Annotated in this window: 13 protein-coding genes; 9 read left to right on the forward strand and 4 right to left on the reverse strand. The window is 59.7% G+C overall.

Annotated elements, in window-relative coordinates; genetic code table 11:
* Window positions 1-82 precede the first annotated feature (82 nt).
* From acs to ACIGEK_RS21175, 9 genes are all read left to right on the forward strand, one after another.
* The gene (acs, locus tag ACIGEK_RS21135; protein ID WP_397495209.1) at window positions 83-2,020 is read left to right on the forward strand and encodes an acetate--CoA ligase; all 1,938 of its coding nucleotides are present in this window, start codon (window positions 83-85) and stop codon (window positions 2,018-2,020) included.
* A 52-nt stretch (window positions 2,021-2,072) separates the two neighbouring features.
* Window positions 2,073-2,948, forward strand: a complete 876-nt coding sequence (locus ACIGEK_RS21140; protein ID WP_397495210.1) for an oxygenase MpaB family protein — start codon at window positions 2,073-2,075, stop codon at window positions 2,946-2,948.
* 95 nt (window positions 2,949-3,043) lie between these two features.
* A complete protein-coding gene (locus tag ACIGEK_RS21145; RefSeq protein ID WP_397495211.1) occupies window positions 3,044-4,225 on the forward strand; it encodes an acetyl-CoA C-acetyltransferase in 1,182 nt (393 codons plus the stop codon).
* Window positions 4,226-4,402: 177 nt separating this feature from the next.
* Window positions 4,403-4,816 carry a phage infection protein gene (locus tag ACIGEK_RS21150; protein WP_397495212.1) on the forward strand — a complete coding sequence of 138 codons (414 nt, stop codon included), beginning with the start codon at window positions 4,403-4,405 and terminating at the stop codon, window positions 4,814-4,816.
* Window positions 4,817-4,935: 119 nt separating this feature from the next.
* On the forward strand, window positions 4,936-5,952 hold the full coding sequence (locus tag ACIGEK_RS21155) for a class I SAM-dependent rRNA methyltransferase (protein WP_397495213.1): 1,017 nt from the start codon (window positions 4,936-4,938) through the stop codon (window positions 5,950-5,952).
* Between the two features lie 102 nt (window positions 5,953-6,054).
* Entirely contained in the window at window positions 6,055-9,054 is a 3,000-nt protein-coding gene (locus ACIGEK_RS21160; RefSeq protein ID WP_397495214.1) for a DUF748 domain-containing protein, read from the forward strand.
* 12 nt (window positions 9,055-9,066) lie between these two features.
* On the forward strand, window positions 9,067-9,363 hold the full coding sequence (locus tag ACIGEK_RS21165) for a DUF2845 domain-containing protein (protein ID WP_397495215.1): 297 nt from the start codon (window positions 9,067-9,069) through the stop codon (window positions 9,361-9,363).
* A gap of 3 nt (window positions 9,364-9,366) precedes the next feature.
* Window positions 9,367-9,666, forward strand: coding sequence for a DUF2845 domain-containing protein (locus ACIGEK_RS21170; protein WP_397495216.1), 300 nt, complete (start codon window positions 9,367-9,369; stop codon window positions 9,664-9,666).
* A gap of 43 nt (window positions 9,667-9,709) precedes the next feature.
* The gene (locus ACIGEK_RS21175; RefSeq protein WP_397495217.1) at window positions 9,710-10,000 is read left to right on the forward strand and encodes a DUF2845 domain-containing protein; all 291 of its coding nucleotides are present in this window, start codon (window positions 9,710-9,712) and stop codon (window positions 9,998-10,000) included.
* A gap of 62 nt (window positions 10,001-10,062) precedes the next feature.
* Here the strand turns inward: ACIGEK_RS21175 and ACIGEK_RS21180 are convergent, their stop codons facing one another.
* The 4 genes from ACIGEK_RS21180 to rpsO all read right to left on the reverse strand — a co-directional run bounded on the left by ACIGEK_RS21180 (window position 10,063) and on the right by rpsO (window position 13,568).
* Window positions 10,063-10,260: a CsbD family protein gene (locus ACIGEK_RS21180; RefSeq protein ID WP_397495218.1), complete on the reverse strand. Its 198-nt coding sequence runs from the start codon at window positions 10,258-10,260 to the stop codon at window positions 10,063-10,065.
* Between the two features lie 64 nt (window positions 10,261-10,324).
* Window positions 10,325-10,693 (reverse strand): BON domain-containing protein, encoded by a 369-nt coding sequence (locus ACIGEK_RS21185; protein WP_397495219.1) that lies wholly within the window; start codon window positions 10,691-10,693, stop codon window positions 10,325-10,327.
* Between the two features lie 287 nt (window positions 10,694-10,980).
* The gene (gene pnp, locus ACIGEK_RS21190; RefSeq protein WP_397495220.1) at window positions 10,981-13,086 is read right to left on the reverse strand and encodes a polyribonucleotide nucleotidyltransferase; all 2,106 of its coding nucleotides are present in this window, start codon (window positions 13,084-13,086) and stop codon (window positions 10,981-10,983) included.
* 212 nt (window positions 13,087-13,298) lie between these two features.
* The gene (rpsO, locus tag ACIGEK_RS21195) at window positions 13,299-13,568 is read right to left on the reverse strand and encodes a 30S ribosomal protein S15 (RefSeq protein ID WP_275961681.1); all 270 of its coding nucleotides are present in this window, start codon (window positions 13,566-13,568) and stop codon (window positions 13,299-13,301) included.
* Window positions 13,569-13,670: the final 102 nt, after the last annotated feature.

The raw sequence follows: 13,670 nt of genomic DNA on the forward strand, positions 1-13,670 counted from the left end.
AGCACAAAGCCAGCACTTGAACCAAGCACCAGCTTGGGTGCACCCTTGGGGGTATCGCGGAACACAACAACAAGGACCCGCCATGTTCGAAATTACCCGCCATCCCGTGCCCGACGCCGTGCGCCAACGCGCCCATTTGAATAACGACGACTACCTGCGTCTTTATCAACAGTCGATCGAGCAACCAGAAGTCTTCTGGGCCGAGCAGGCCAAGGCCTTTCTCGACTGGAGCAAACCATGGACCAGCGTGCAGCAAGGTGACTTGCTCATCGGTCAGGGCTCCTGGTTCAAGGGTGGCCAGCTAAACGTCAGCTATAACTGCATCGACCGCCACCTCGAACGACGCGGCGAGCAGATTGCACTGATCTGGGAAGGCGACAACCCCAGCGAATCTGCGCATATCACTTACAACAAGCTGCACCACAACGTCAGCCGCCTGGCCAATGTGCTGAAAAGCCGTGGGGTGAAAAAGGGAGACCGGGTGTGCATTTATATGCCAATGATCCCCGAAGCCACCTACGCCATGCTCGCCTGCACGCGTATCGGCGCGGTGCATTCAGTGGTGTTTGGCGGCTTCTCCCCGGACGCGCTGCGCGACCGCATTCTCGATGCCGATTGCCACACGGTGATCACCGCCGATGAAGGCGTGCGTGGCGGCAAATACGTGGCGCTCAAGGCCAACGTCGACAAGGCGTTGCAAAGCTGCCCGGCAGTAAGCACGGTGGTGGTGGTCGAACGTACCCAGGGTGAGATCGACTGGGTCGAAGGCCGCGATATCTGGTACCACAAGGCACTGAGTGAAGCCGACAGCGTCTGCCCGCCAGAGCCGATGGACGCCGAGGACCCGCTGTTTATCCTCTATACCTCGGGATCGACGGGCAAGCCGAAAGGCGTGCTGCACAGCACTGGCGGCTATCTGCTGATGGCGGCAATGACCCACAAGTACGTATTCGATTACCACGAAGGCGATATCTACTGGTGCACCGCCGACGTTGGCTGGGTCACTGGGCACAGCTATATCGTCTACGGCCCGCTGGCCAATGGTGCCACCAGCCTGATCTTCGAAGGCGTGCCCAACTACCCGACGGCTTCGCGCTTCTGGCAGGTGATCGACAAGCACCAGGTGAACATCTTCTATACCGCCCCCACTGCCCTGCGAGCGCTGATGCGTGAAGGCAGCGCCCCGGTCGAATGCACCGAACGCACCAGCCTGCGTCTGCTTGGTAGCGTCGGCGAACCAATCAACCCGGAAGCCTGGGAGTGGTATTACAACGTGGTCGGCGAACGCCGCTGCCCGATCGTCGACACCTGGTGGCAGACCGAAACTGGCGCCATCCTGATCACCCCACTGCCCGGCGCCACCGACCTCAAGCCTGGCTCCGCCACTCGGCCGTTCTTCGGCGTGCAGCCTGTGCTGCTGGATGAACAGGGTAAGGAAATCGACGGCCCTGGCTCAGGTGTACTGGCGATCAAGGACAGCTGGCCAAGCCAGATCCGCAGCGTCTACGGCGACCATCAGCGGATGATCGACACCTATCTGAAGCCCTACCCCGGTTACTACTTCAGTGGCGACGGCGCACGCCGTGACGAGGACGGCTACTACTGGATCACCGGGCGCGTGGATGACGTGATCAACGTCTCCGGCCACCGCATCGGCACCGCCGAAGTAGAAAGCGCGCTGGTCCTGCACGACGCCGTGGCTGAAGCCGCAGTGGTCGGCTACCCGCATGACATCAAGGGCCAGGGTATCTACGCCTTTGTCACCCCGATGAACGGCGTGGAGCTCAACGAGGCATTGAAGAAGGAACTGCTGGCCCTGGTCGGCAAGGAAATCGGCAGCTTCGCCAAGCCCGAGCTGATCCAGTGGGCACCGGGCCTGCCGAAAACCCGCTCGGGCAAGATCATGCGGCGCATCCTGCGCAAGATCGCCTGCAACGAGCTGGAAAACATGGGCGACACCTCGACCCTGGCCGACCCCACAGTAGTGGACGGTTTGATCGAGCAACGCCTGAACCGCTGAACCCAGACGTAGAGCGGCCATGCTCACGGCATGGCCGCTCTACAGAGCTCCTATGGAATTCCTGCGCCGTCGTATCGAAAGCCAAGTCCTGAGCCTGAGCGGTATCGCCCTCGGCCAGATCGACTTTGAAAAACCCCAGGGCGACCCCGGCCTGTTCGGCCCGGACTCGGTGAGCTGGCAGGTGCATGGCGACTTCACCAGCATGCTGATTGGCGGCATAAGCGCCCTGCTCTTGCAGGCCCTGCACCCACTGGCGCTGGCTGGGGTGTGGGACCACTCGAATTTTCGTGAGGATCTGCTCGGTCGCTTGCGTCGCACCGGGCAGTTTATTTCCGGCACCACATACGGCTCTCGCGCCGATGCCGACTGGCTGATTGACAAGGTTAAAACCATTCACCTCAACGTCACGGGCACCGCCCCAGATGGCCGCGCCTATGCCGCCAGTGATCCTGCGTTGCTGACCTGGGTGCATGTGGCCGAGGTGTACAGCTTTCTCCAGGCCCACCTGCGCTACCGCAACCCGCAGCTGAGCGAGACCGACCAAGACCGCTACTACGCGGAAATCGCTCTGATCGCTGAACGCCTGGGCGCCACCCAGGTACCGCGTTCGCGCACCGAGGTCGCCGCCTACCTGGCAGCTGTGCGCCCTGAGTTGCTCTGCGATGAGCGCTCCCTGGAAATTTTGCGCATCCTGCTCGGCGCACCGCCCCCCAGCGCTCTCGCCGCACCGGCAGCCAAGCTGTTGATGCAGGCGGGTATCGACCTGCTACCGGATTGGGCACAGCAGATGCTTGGTCAGCAGATCAGCCCGGCGCGCAGCCGCATCATCCACAGCGGCGTACACAGCCTGGCCCCGGTGCTGCGTTGGGCGGTACGTGGCGGCGCCATTCACCGAGCGCGCAAACGTTTGCAGTTGCCGCCGCGCTGACCGGCCGGTTCGCGCGCTGGCCGTGAACAAAGCCGCTGTGCCAACATAGCGACCTTTCGCGGCCAGCCGCGCCTGTCACTTATGAGGATCGCGTTATGCAAGACGTCGTCATCGTTGCTGCCACCCGCACCGCCATCGGCAGTTTCCAGGGTTCACTGGCGAATATCCCAGCCCCCGAACTGGGCGCTGCGGTGATCCGCCGCCTGCTGGAACAAACTGGACTGGACGGCGCGCAGGTCGACGAAGTGATCCTCGGCCAGGTGCTGACCGCAGGCAGTGGGCAGAACCCGGCGCGCCAGGCGGCAATCCTCGCCGGTCTGCCCCATGCTGTGCCCGCGCTGACTCTGAATAAGGTCTGCGGCTCGGGCCTCAAGGCCCTGCACCTGGGCGCCCAGGCCATTCGCTGCGGTGATGCCGACGTAATCATCGCCGGCGGCATGGAAAACATGAGCCTCTCCCCATATGTCATGCCCGGTGCGCGCACCGGCCTGCGCATGGGCCACGCCAAGCTGGTCGACACCATGATCACTGACGGCCTGTGGGATGCCTTCAACGACTACCACATGGGCATCACCGCCGAGAACCTGGTGGACAAATACGACATCAGCCGCGAAGCCCAGGACGCCTTCGCCGCTGCCTCGCAGCAGAAAGCCGTGGCCGCCATCGAAGCCGGGCGCTTTGTCGATGAAATCACCCCGATCATGATCCCCCAGCGCAAGGGCGACCCAATCGCCTTCGCCACCGACGAACAGCCGCGCACCGGCACCACAGCCGAGTCTTTGGGCAAACTCAAACCGGCCTTCAAGAAGGACGGCAGCGTCACCGCCGGCAACGCCTCCAGCCTCAACGACGGCGCTTCCGCCGTGCTGCTGATGAGCGCCGCCAAAGCCCAGATCCTGGGCCTGCCGGTACTGGCGAAGATCGCCAGCTACGCCAATGCCGGTGTCGATCCGGCGATCATGGGCATCGGCCCAGTCGGCGCTACCCAGCGCTGCCTGGCCAAGGCCGGCTGGCAGCTGGGTGACCTGGACCTGATCGAAGCCAACGAAGCCTTCGCCGCGCAAGCCCTGGCAGTTGGCAAGGAACTCAACTGGGACGCCAGCAAGGTCAACGTCAATGGCGGCGCCATCGCCCTCGGCCACCCGATCGGCGGCTCCGGCTGCCGCGTGCTGGTCACCCTGCTGCACGAAATGATCAAACGCGACGCTAAGAAAGGCCTCGCGACGCTGTGCATTGGCGGCGGTCAAGGTGTTGCTCTGGCTATCGAACGAGCCTGATAACACCACTCAGCTTTAGCTGCCTAAAAGCCGGCCCCATCAATCACGGGGCCGGCTTTTTTATTTCCCATCGACAGCAATGATGATTGCTATTGACCACCTGCGTTTCTCAAGAGTCGGGCTGCGGCGCAACATTAGCCCCGTAGCCACTTACCCCACTCTTCCGAGGACATCCAGATGAACAAGTACCTGATCGCTTCCCTGCTTGCCGCCAGCCTGACCAGCAACGTTTTTGCCGCTGACGGTGCTGAACGCACCCTGAGCAACCGTATCGCCGCTGATGGCTTTGACCGCACCAGCATCAACCGTGTCGCCGAAGACGGTGCAGATCGTACCGACGGTAACCGCATCGCGGCTGACGGCGCTGACCGCACTGGTGCTAACCGTATCGCTGCCGATGGCTTCGACCGTACCAGCATCAACCGTATCGCAGCTGATGGCGCTGACCGCACTGGCGGCAACCGCATCGCAGCTGATGGCGCTGACCGCACTGGCGGCAACCGCATCGCAGCTGATGGCGCTGACCGCACTGGCGGCAACCGTATCGCAGCTGATGGCGCTGACCGCACTGGCGGCAACCGTATCGTCTGATCGAATAACACTCGCAAATTAAAGGGCACCTTAGGGTGCCCTTGCTGTTTTCGCCGAGCCTGCGTCCCGGCAGGTGAATCTTGATAAACTGCGCGCCCTCCTTTTTCGAGTCGCCGCGCATGCCCTCTCTCGACCAGGCGCTGCGCGCCGCATTGCATAACCGTCAAGACCTGCTGGCCGAACTGCATCAGCAAAACACCGACTGCTATCGCCTGTTCCATGGCAGCCAGGAAGGTGCCGGCGGCCTGACCATCGATCGTTACGGCCCGCAACTGTTGGTGCAAAGCTTTCACCAGAGCCTGAGTCGCGACGAACTGCTGCAACTGGCTGAGCAATGCCAGGTCAGCCTCGGCACCCCACTGCTGCTGGTCTACAACGACCGGTCCCAGGGTAACTCGCGAATCGACCGCACTGATTCGGTCTATCAGGCCGAGCCTAGCGCACTGGAAGACCTGATCGGCCATGAATGGGGCCTCAACTACCGCGTCCGTGGCCGCCATGCAGGGCAAGATCCATTGCTGTTTCTCGACCTGCGCAACGCACGCGGCTGGGTCAAAACGCACAGCGCTGACAAGTCAGTACTTAACCTGTTCGCCTACACCTGCGGTGTCGGTTTGAGCGCAGCCGCTGGGGGAGCCCGTGAAGTCGTCAATCTGGATTTTGCCGAAGGCAATCTGGCGGTAGGCCGCGAAAATGGCCAGCTCAACCCACAGCTGCAAGCCATGCAATTTGTGCAGTCGGACTACTTCCCAGCGATTCGCCAACTGGCCGGTCTGCCGATCAACGCCCGTCGCGGGCAGAAGCTGCCGCATTACCCGCGCCTTGAACAGCGTCAGTTTGACCTGGTGCTGCTCGACCCGCCCGCGTGGGCCAAGAGCGCTTTCGGCACTGTCGATCTGCTGCGCGATTATCAGAGCCTGCTCAAACCTGCGATTCTCGCCACCGACGATGATGGTGTGCTGATCTGCTGCAACAACCTGGCAAAAGTCGCCATGGCCGATTGGCGCGAACAGGTGTTGCGCTGCGCGGAAAAGCTCGGGCGCCCGGTACGTGACTGGCAGGTGCTGCCACCGGCCAGCGACTTCCCCTCGCAGGATGGCCAACCGCCGCTGAAAACCCTGATCCTGCAGTTCTGATGTACCCGTCTGCGTGAAGAAAATCGCCGCGCAGAGCCTCTGCGGAACTGCGCACGCGTGCCATACTCCAAGGCACTTCTCGTCGGGATAGATGACGTTTTTATGCTTAAAGGAATAAAGCGCGCTGCCAGCGCCATTGCCATCGCCGTTGCCCTCTACAGCCTGCTGGGGTTTCTGATTCTGCCCGGTATCGGCCTGCGCATCGCCAACCAGCAGCTGGCGCACTACGCCGAAGTACCCGCCACACTGCAGCGCCTGCAACTCAACCCGTTCAGCCTGGAGCTCAGCCTCTGGGGCCTACAGATTGGCGAAGCCGAACAGCAGCAAATCGCCTTCGAACGCCTGTATGCCAACCTGCAACTCGACAGCCTGTGGAACGGCGTGCTGCACCTGGCCGATATCGAGCTGGACAAGCCACACAGCGAAGTACTGTTCGGCAAGGACGGCCGGCTTAACCTGACCCAACTGTTTAAAGTGCCGCCCAGCCCGCAATCTGAGGTCGAAGAACCTGCCGGCGAGCCGTTCCCGATGCGTATTTCGCGGATCAAGCTGAGTGGCGGCAACGTGCACTTTGAGGACTTGCGCCCCAGCGAGCCGATCGAATTTGTTTACGACGATCTCAATTTCGAACTGCACAACCTCAGCACTCTACCTGACGACAATGCAGACATGAGCCTGGTCGCCACCGGTCCCCAGGGCGGGCGCATCGACTGGACCGGGCGTATCAGTTTGGTGCCGATCAGCTCCAGCGGCAGCCTGAAGGTCACCGACGGCAAGTTGAAAGCCTTCTGGCCTTATGTACGTGATGCAGTGCCATTGGTCCTGGAAGACGGCATCGTCAACCTCAGCAGCGACTACAGCCTGAACCTGGCCACAGGCACCGAACTGCTGCTGAGCAATACCCAGCTCAGCGTCAGCAGCTTTGCCATCAAGAACCCGGCGGAAAAACCGCTGCTGCGCCTGGAAAGCCTGGACATCAGCGAAACCAGCGTGGATCTGGCCAAGCAGCAAGTTATCGTCGGCAAAATCCGTAGCCAGAAACTGGAAACCTGGGCCGCGCGCGAAGCCGATGGCCAGCTCGACTGGCAGAAGTTACTGGCCAGCCAACCTGCCAAACCGGCTCCAGCTCCAGCTCCAGCTCCGAATGAGGGTGGCGCAGGCTCAGCAGCAACAGAAGCCGAGCCGGTAAAAGAGCCAAGCGAACCGACGACTGCGGAGCAATCCGCTGACCTAGAAACCGCCACTGCAGGCCAGCCAGAAGAGGCCAGTAAACCCTGGCAAGTGATCCTGCGCGACGTGCAATTGCGCGACTATCAGGTACATCTGGCCGACCGCGCCGGTGGTGCGGAAGTCAAAATCGATCTAGCTCCACTCAACCTCGACCTGAGCAACTTCGACAGTCTGGGCACTTCACCTTTCGGCCTCAAAATCGATACGGGGGTGAACAAGACCGGCCAGATCAAGGCCGACGGCCGGGTACAACTGACTCCGACCACGGCCAAGCTACAAGTAGCTACCCGCGATATCGACCTGCGTCTGGCGCAGACCTACCTGAGCCCCTTCGTGCGCCTGGAGCTGCGCAGCGGCAAGCTCGGCAGCGACCTGGCGGTTGACCTGCAAAGCGTCGAACCGCTGGCCTTGAGCATTGGCGGGCAAGCCGAGATCAACCAGCTGCATACCCTCGACACACTCAAGGATCGTGACTTCCTAAAATGGCAGCAAGTGCAGATTGAAGGGCTCGACTATCAGCACGGCAAGGGCCTGGTGATCGGCCAGGTCAAACTGCAGCAGCCCTACGTGCGCTTTATCATCAACGAAGACCTGACCACCAATATCAACGACCTGCTGGTGCCCCAGCCCGCCAGCAACGAGTCGAGCAAAGCACCGGCCGAGAAGCCGCTGCCGATCCGCATCGGTGGCATTAACATCAAAGACGGTTCGGCCAACTTTGCCGACTTCAGCCTACGGCCCAACTTCGCCACCGCGATTGGTCAGCTCAACGGCCAGATCGGCACCCTGGATAACCAAAGCCCGAAAGCCGCCAGCGTTGACATCAAGGGTAAGGTCGACAAGTACGCACCCGTCAGCATCAAGGGCAAGCTCACCCCGTTTGACCCGCTGAACAGCCTGGATATCGCCACCAGCTTCAAGAACGTCGAGCTGACCACACTCACGCCCTACTCTGGCAAGTTCGCCGGCTTCCGCATCCGCAAGGGCCGCCTCAACCTCGATCTGCATTACCAGATAGAGAAAGGCAACCTCAACGCCGAGAACAAGCTGCTACTGGAAGACCTGCAGCTGGGTGAGAAAGTCGACAGCAAGGACGCCATGGATCTGCCGATTCGTCTGGCTGTGGCTCTGCTCAAAGACACCAAAGGCAATATCGAAATCCAGCTACCGGTGCAGGGCAACCTCAACAGCCCGGAATTCAGCGTGATGCCGATCGTCTGGCAAACCCTGCGCAACCTGGTGCTGCGCGCAGCACAGGCACCGTTCAAATTTATCGGTGGGCTGGTCAGTGGTGGCAGCGATGTCGACCTCAGCACCGTACGTTTCTCGGCCGGCGGCAGCGAACTCGACGGCGACGCGCAGAAGGCACTGGATACGCTGGCTAGCGCCTTGAAGGAGCGTCCAACCCTACGCCTGGAGATCGAAGGCATGAGCGCACAAAGCAGCGACGGCCCGCCATTGGCGGCTGCGCGCCTGGAACGCGAATACCAGAACACCTGGTACAAGATGCTGCAACGCCGTGGCGATGATGTGCCCGCCGAAGCCAGTGAGCTGGTTGTGGATGATGACGACAAGGCGGTGCTGCTCGAAGGCATCTATCGCACCCGCCTCAAGCAGCAGCCACCAGCCGAGTGGGCCGAACTGCCTGACGAGGAACGCAGCGCGAAGATGCGCGAAGGTGTGCTGCAATCCTGGGCACAGAGCGAGTTGCTGCAGCGTCAGCTGGCCCAGGCACGGGCGGCAGAAATAAAGAGTTATCTGGTCGAGCGCGGCGGCCTAACCGATGAACGTATTTACCTGCTGGATGTCAACATTGCGCAGGCTGATGCCGACGGCCGCGTCGCCACCACCCTGCACCTCGGCAGCGAGTAAGGTCTTCGTAATATGCGTGTATTGGCTACAACGTTGTTCTTTGCCTTCACGGGTGCATCGTCTCTGGCCCAGGCCGAAACGCTGCGCTGCGGCAGCCAACTGGTAAGCCTGGATGACCGGCGTTTTGAGGTGCTGCAAAAATGCGGTGAACCGGCCTTCCGTGACTTGGTCGGCTACTCCCTCGGCCCAAACGAGCGCCGCGAGTATCAGATCGAGGAATGGGTCTATGGTCCTGATAACGGCATGCTGAGCATTCTCACCTTCGAAGGCACGCGCCTGCGCGCCATCGAACGCCGTCGTAGCCGCTAACCTATGAGAATACTGGTTATCGCCCTGCTATTACTGGCACCTTGGTGCGCACAGGCCTCTTCGACCCTGCGCTGCGATAGCGGGCTGGTCAGCCTTGATGACACCACCAACGAAGTCAGCAGCAAATGTGGCGAACCATTGAGCCGTGACTTTCTCGGCTACCGCGAAGTACTTGATGAATATGGTTTCTACAATGAAGTCGCGGTCGAAGAATGGTCCTACGGACCACGCAACGGCATGTACCAATTTCTGCGTTTTCAAGGCAACCGACTGATCAAGATCGAAAGCAAACGCGGTAACTAGCAACTCCCTACACTTCCCGCATCCACGATAAGGACATTGCACCATGCAACGGATAGCACTCAGCCTCACCCTGCTAGCTCTGGCAACCAGCGCCCAGGCCAGCACCCTACGCTGCGAAAAGGGCATCGCCAGCAGCGGTGACCGAACGACAGAGGTCGCCAGCAAGTGCGGCGAGCCGATTGCCCGCGATATGCTGGGTTACACCCTGGATGCCCACGGCAATAACGAGTTCCTCGTCGAGGAATGGGTCTATGGCCCGCGTAACGGTATGAACTACTACCTGCGATTCGAAGGCGGCCGACTGAAGAGCGTGGAAAGCAAACGCGGTAGCTGAACCATCCAGAACAGCCACAAAAAAGCCCCGCTGGTTATGCCAGCGGGGCTTTTTACGCCTGATTACAGCTTACTGCTGAAATCACGCAGCTCATCCTGAGCCTTTTCCTTGGTCCAGCCATAGCGTTCTTGCAGCTTGCCTGCCAGATAATCGCTATGGCCTTCGGCGACATCTAGATCATCGTCGGTCAGGTTGCCCCAACGCTCTTTGATGCGGCCATTGATCTGCTTCCACTTGCCTTTGATTATGTCGGAATTCATTGGGTTTCCCTCGTCGTTGAGTAACGGCCAGAACAAGTCAACTCGTCTGGCACATATCCGTGGATTACTGAGCGGTTTTCAGTGCTTCTGCTGATACAGCGCTGACACCTTTGATCTCGCCTGCCTTGGCAATGGCCAAATCACGCTCAGCGGAGCTGGCAACAACCCCGGAGAGCGAAACAACACCTTTATTGGTTTCGACCTTGATATCGATACCACTCAAGCTGTCATCGGCAAGGAAGGTCGACTTCACTTTGCTGGTAATCCAGGTGTCGGTTACCGCATCTTCTGCTTTATCCATCGTTTCACTGGCGGCCAGCATCATTGGCTGCACAGTCGGGGTACCCGCAGCCAGAACTGGCCCGGCGAGCAACAGGCCCAGTGCGGTGGCGGTCATGGCGGTTACGGCGAAATGCTTGATTGGCTTTTTCATAGGTAATGCCTCCTGCGTGTACTGAAAAATCTGCAAGCCACTACGAGCTGCAGCCTCCCCAGTACTATCGCAAGCGCTGTGCCAACCCGAATAAAGTTATTTTTATATTAAATATCAATCACTTAAATAAAATTTAAATCAACCAGAGTCGTGCAATCTGCATGTAGTGGCCAACCGCACAAGGCATATTGCACGACACCCATAGCCACTCCAGACCATTTAGTTTTTCGCAGACAAAAAAAGAGGGCCCCGAAGGGCCCTCTGTTCTGCTGTAAGCAATCCGGCGATTAAACGCCCGAAGCCTTGGCAGCAGCAACGTCCTTGATCGACAGCTTGATACGGCCGCGGTTGTCCACGTCCAGCACCAGTACTTCAACTTCCTGACCTTCTTTGAGAATGTCAGTCACTTTCTCAACGCGAGCATCACTCAGCATGGAGATGTGCACCAGACCGTCTTTACCCGGCAGGATGTTGACGAAGGCGCCGAAGTCGACGATGCGCTCAACCTTACCGACGTAGATCTTGCCGATTTCAGCTTCTGCGGTGATACCCAGAACGCGCTGACGCGCAGCCTCGGCCGCTTCCTTGGTTTCGCCGAAGATCTTGATCGAACCGTCATCTTCGATATCGATCGACGCTTTGGTTTCTTCGCAGATGGCACGGATGGTCGCGCCACCTTTGCCGATTACGTCGCGAATCTTGTCCTGGTCGATCTTCATCGCGATCATGGTTGGGGCGTTAGCCGACAACTCGGTGCGCGAGGTCGCGATAACCTGGTTCATCTGACCGAGAATGTTCAGGCGTGCTTCCAGTGCCTGATTCAGGGCGATTTCCATGATCTCTTCGGTGATGCCCTGGATCTTGATGTCCATCTGCAGCGCAGTGACGCCATTGGCGGTACCGGCTACTTTGAAGTCCATGTCGCCCAGGTGATCTTCGTCGCCGAGGATGTCGGTCAGAACTGCGAACTTCTCGCCTTCTTTAACCAGACCCATGGCGATACCGGCAACCGGCGCCTTCATTGGCACGCCGGCGTCCATCAGAGCCAGGGAAGCACCGCAGACCGAAGCCATGGAGCTGGAACCGTTGGACTCAGTGATTTCCGACACCACACGAATGGTGTACGGGAACACGTCAGCAGCCGGCAACATAGCGGCGATGGAGCGACGGGCCAGACGACCGTGACCGATTTCGCGGCGGCCAGTGGCGCCCATGCGACCACACTCACCAACCGAGTACGGCGGGAAGTTGTAGTGCAGCATGAAGGGGTCTTTGCGCTCACCTTCGAGGGTGTCGAGCAGCTGTGCGTCACGCGCAGTACCGAGGGTGGCAACCACCAGAGCCTGGGTTTCGCCACGGGTGAACAGCGCCGAACCGTGGGTCTTGTCCAGTACACCGACTTCGATGTTTAGGCCACGCACAGTGCGGGTGTCACGGCCGTCGATACGCGGCTTGCCGTTAACGATGTTCTCGCGCACGGTGCGGTATTCGATTTCGCCGAAAGCGTCTTTGACTTCGCCAGCAGAAGGCTGACCTTCTTCACCGGAAAACTTGGCAACGATTTCAGTGCGCAGCTCACCCAGACGGGCATAACGCTCGTGCTTGACGGTGATGGTGTAAGCCTGGGAGATCGCCTCGCCGAACTCGCTACGGATAGCGCTCAGCAGTGCAGTGTTCTCTGGCTTGGCGGACCAATCCCAGGTCGGCTTGGCGGCTTCGGCAGCCAGTTCGGCAACGGCATTGATCACAACCTGAAATTCGTCGTGAGCGAACAGTACGGCGCCCAGCATCTGGTCTTCGGTCAGCTCTTTAGCTTCCGACTCAACCATCAGTACGGCGTCTTTGGTACCGGCTACGACCATGTCCAGGCTCGAGGCCTTGAGTTGCTCGTAAGTCGGGTTCAGCAGGTAGCCGGTTTCCGGGTGGAAAGCCACGCGTGCAGCACCGATAGGGCCGTTGAACGGGATGCCGGAAATGGCCAGCGCAGCCGAAGTACCGATCATCGCAGCGATGTCCGGATCGGTCTTTTTGCTGGTGGAAATAACGGTGCAGATAACCTGCACTTCGTTCTGGAAACCTTCTGGGAACAGCGGACGGATCGGACGATCGATCAGGCGCGAGGTCAGGGTTTCTTTCTCGGAAGGACGTGCCTCACGCTTGAAGAAACCGCCAGGGATCTTGCCGGCAGCGTAGGTTTTTTCCTGGTAGTGCACGGACAGTGGGAAAAAGCCTTTGCTCGGGTCGGCGGTCTTGGCGCCAGTTACGGCAACCAGTACAGCAACGTCGTCATCAACGGTGACCAGCACTGCGCCGGAGGCTTGACGGGCGATACGGCCAGTCTCGAGGGTTACGGTCGACTGACCGAATTGGAACTTCTTGATTACCGGGTTCACGGTGTTTTCCTTCTCTTTGTTGCCCTTGGGGAAAGCGTTTCTTGCAACCGTTCTATCACTGCAACGTGAACAAACGGGTCTTGCAGAATGTGGGGGCGGTTACGGGTATCGGACCCGCTATCGTCCAAAACAGCTAAAGCAGAAAAGCAAAAGCTGGAAGCAGGGGCAAACCCCACTTCCAGCTTCGGCAGTCAGCTACGCATAAGCATTGCTTAGCGACGCAGACCCAGGCGACCGATCAGGGCGCTGTAACGACTAACATCCTTGCCCTTCAGGTAATCCAGCAGCTTACGACGCTGGTTAACCATGCGGATCAGGCCACGACGCGAGTGGTGGTCTTTACCGTTGGCCTTGAAGTGGCCTTGCAGCTTGTTGATGTTGGCGGACAGCAATGCAACTTGCACTTCCGGGCTACCGGTGTCGCCAGCAGCTTGCTGGTAGTCAGTTACGATTTGGGCTTTTTCTTCAACGCTGAGTGCCATGTGGGCAATCCTCTCAGTTAGGCAACTGCCGAAACAGTCGCAATAGGCCGGGAATCGCTTCCCGTGTTTTTAAGTGAGGTATGACCGCGCCTATTAACAGCC

The sequence above is a fragment of the Pseudomonas sp. NPDC079086 genome (genome assembly GCF_044542155.1).
Lineage (GTDB): Bacteria > Pseudomonadota > Gammaproteobacteria > Pseudomonadales > Pseudomonadaceae > Aquipseudomonas.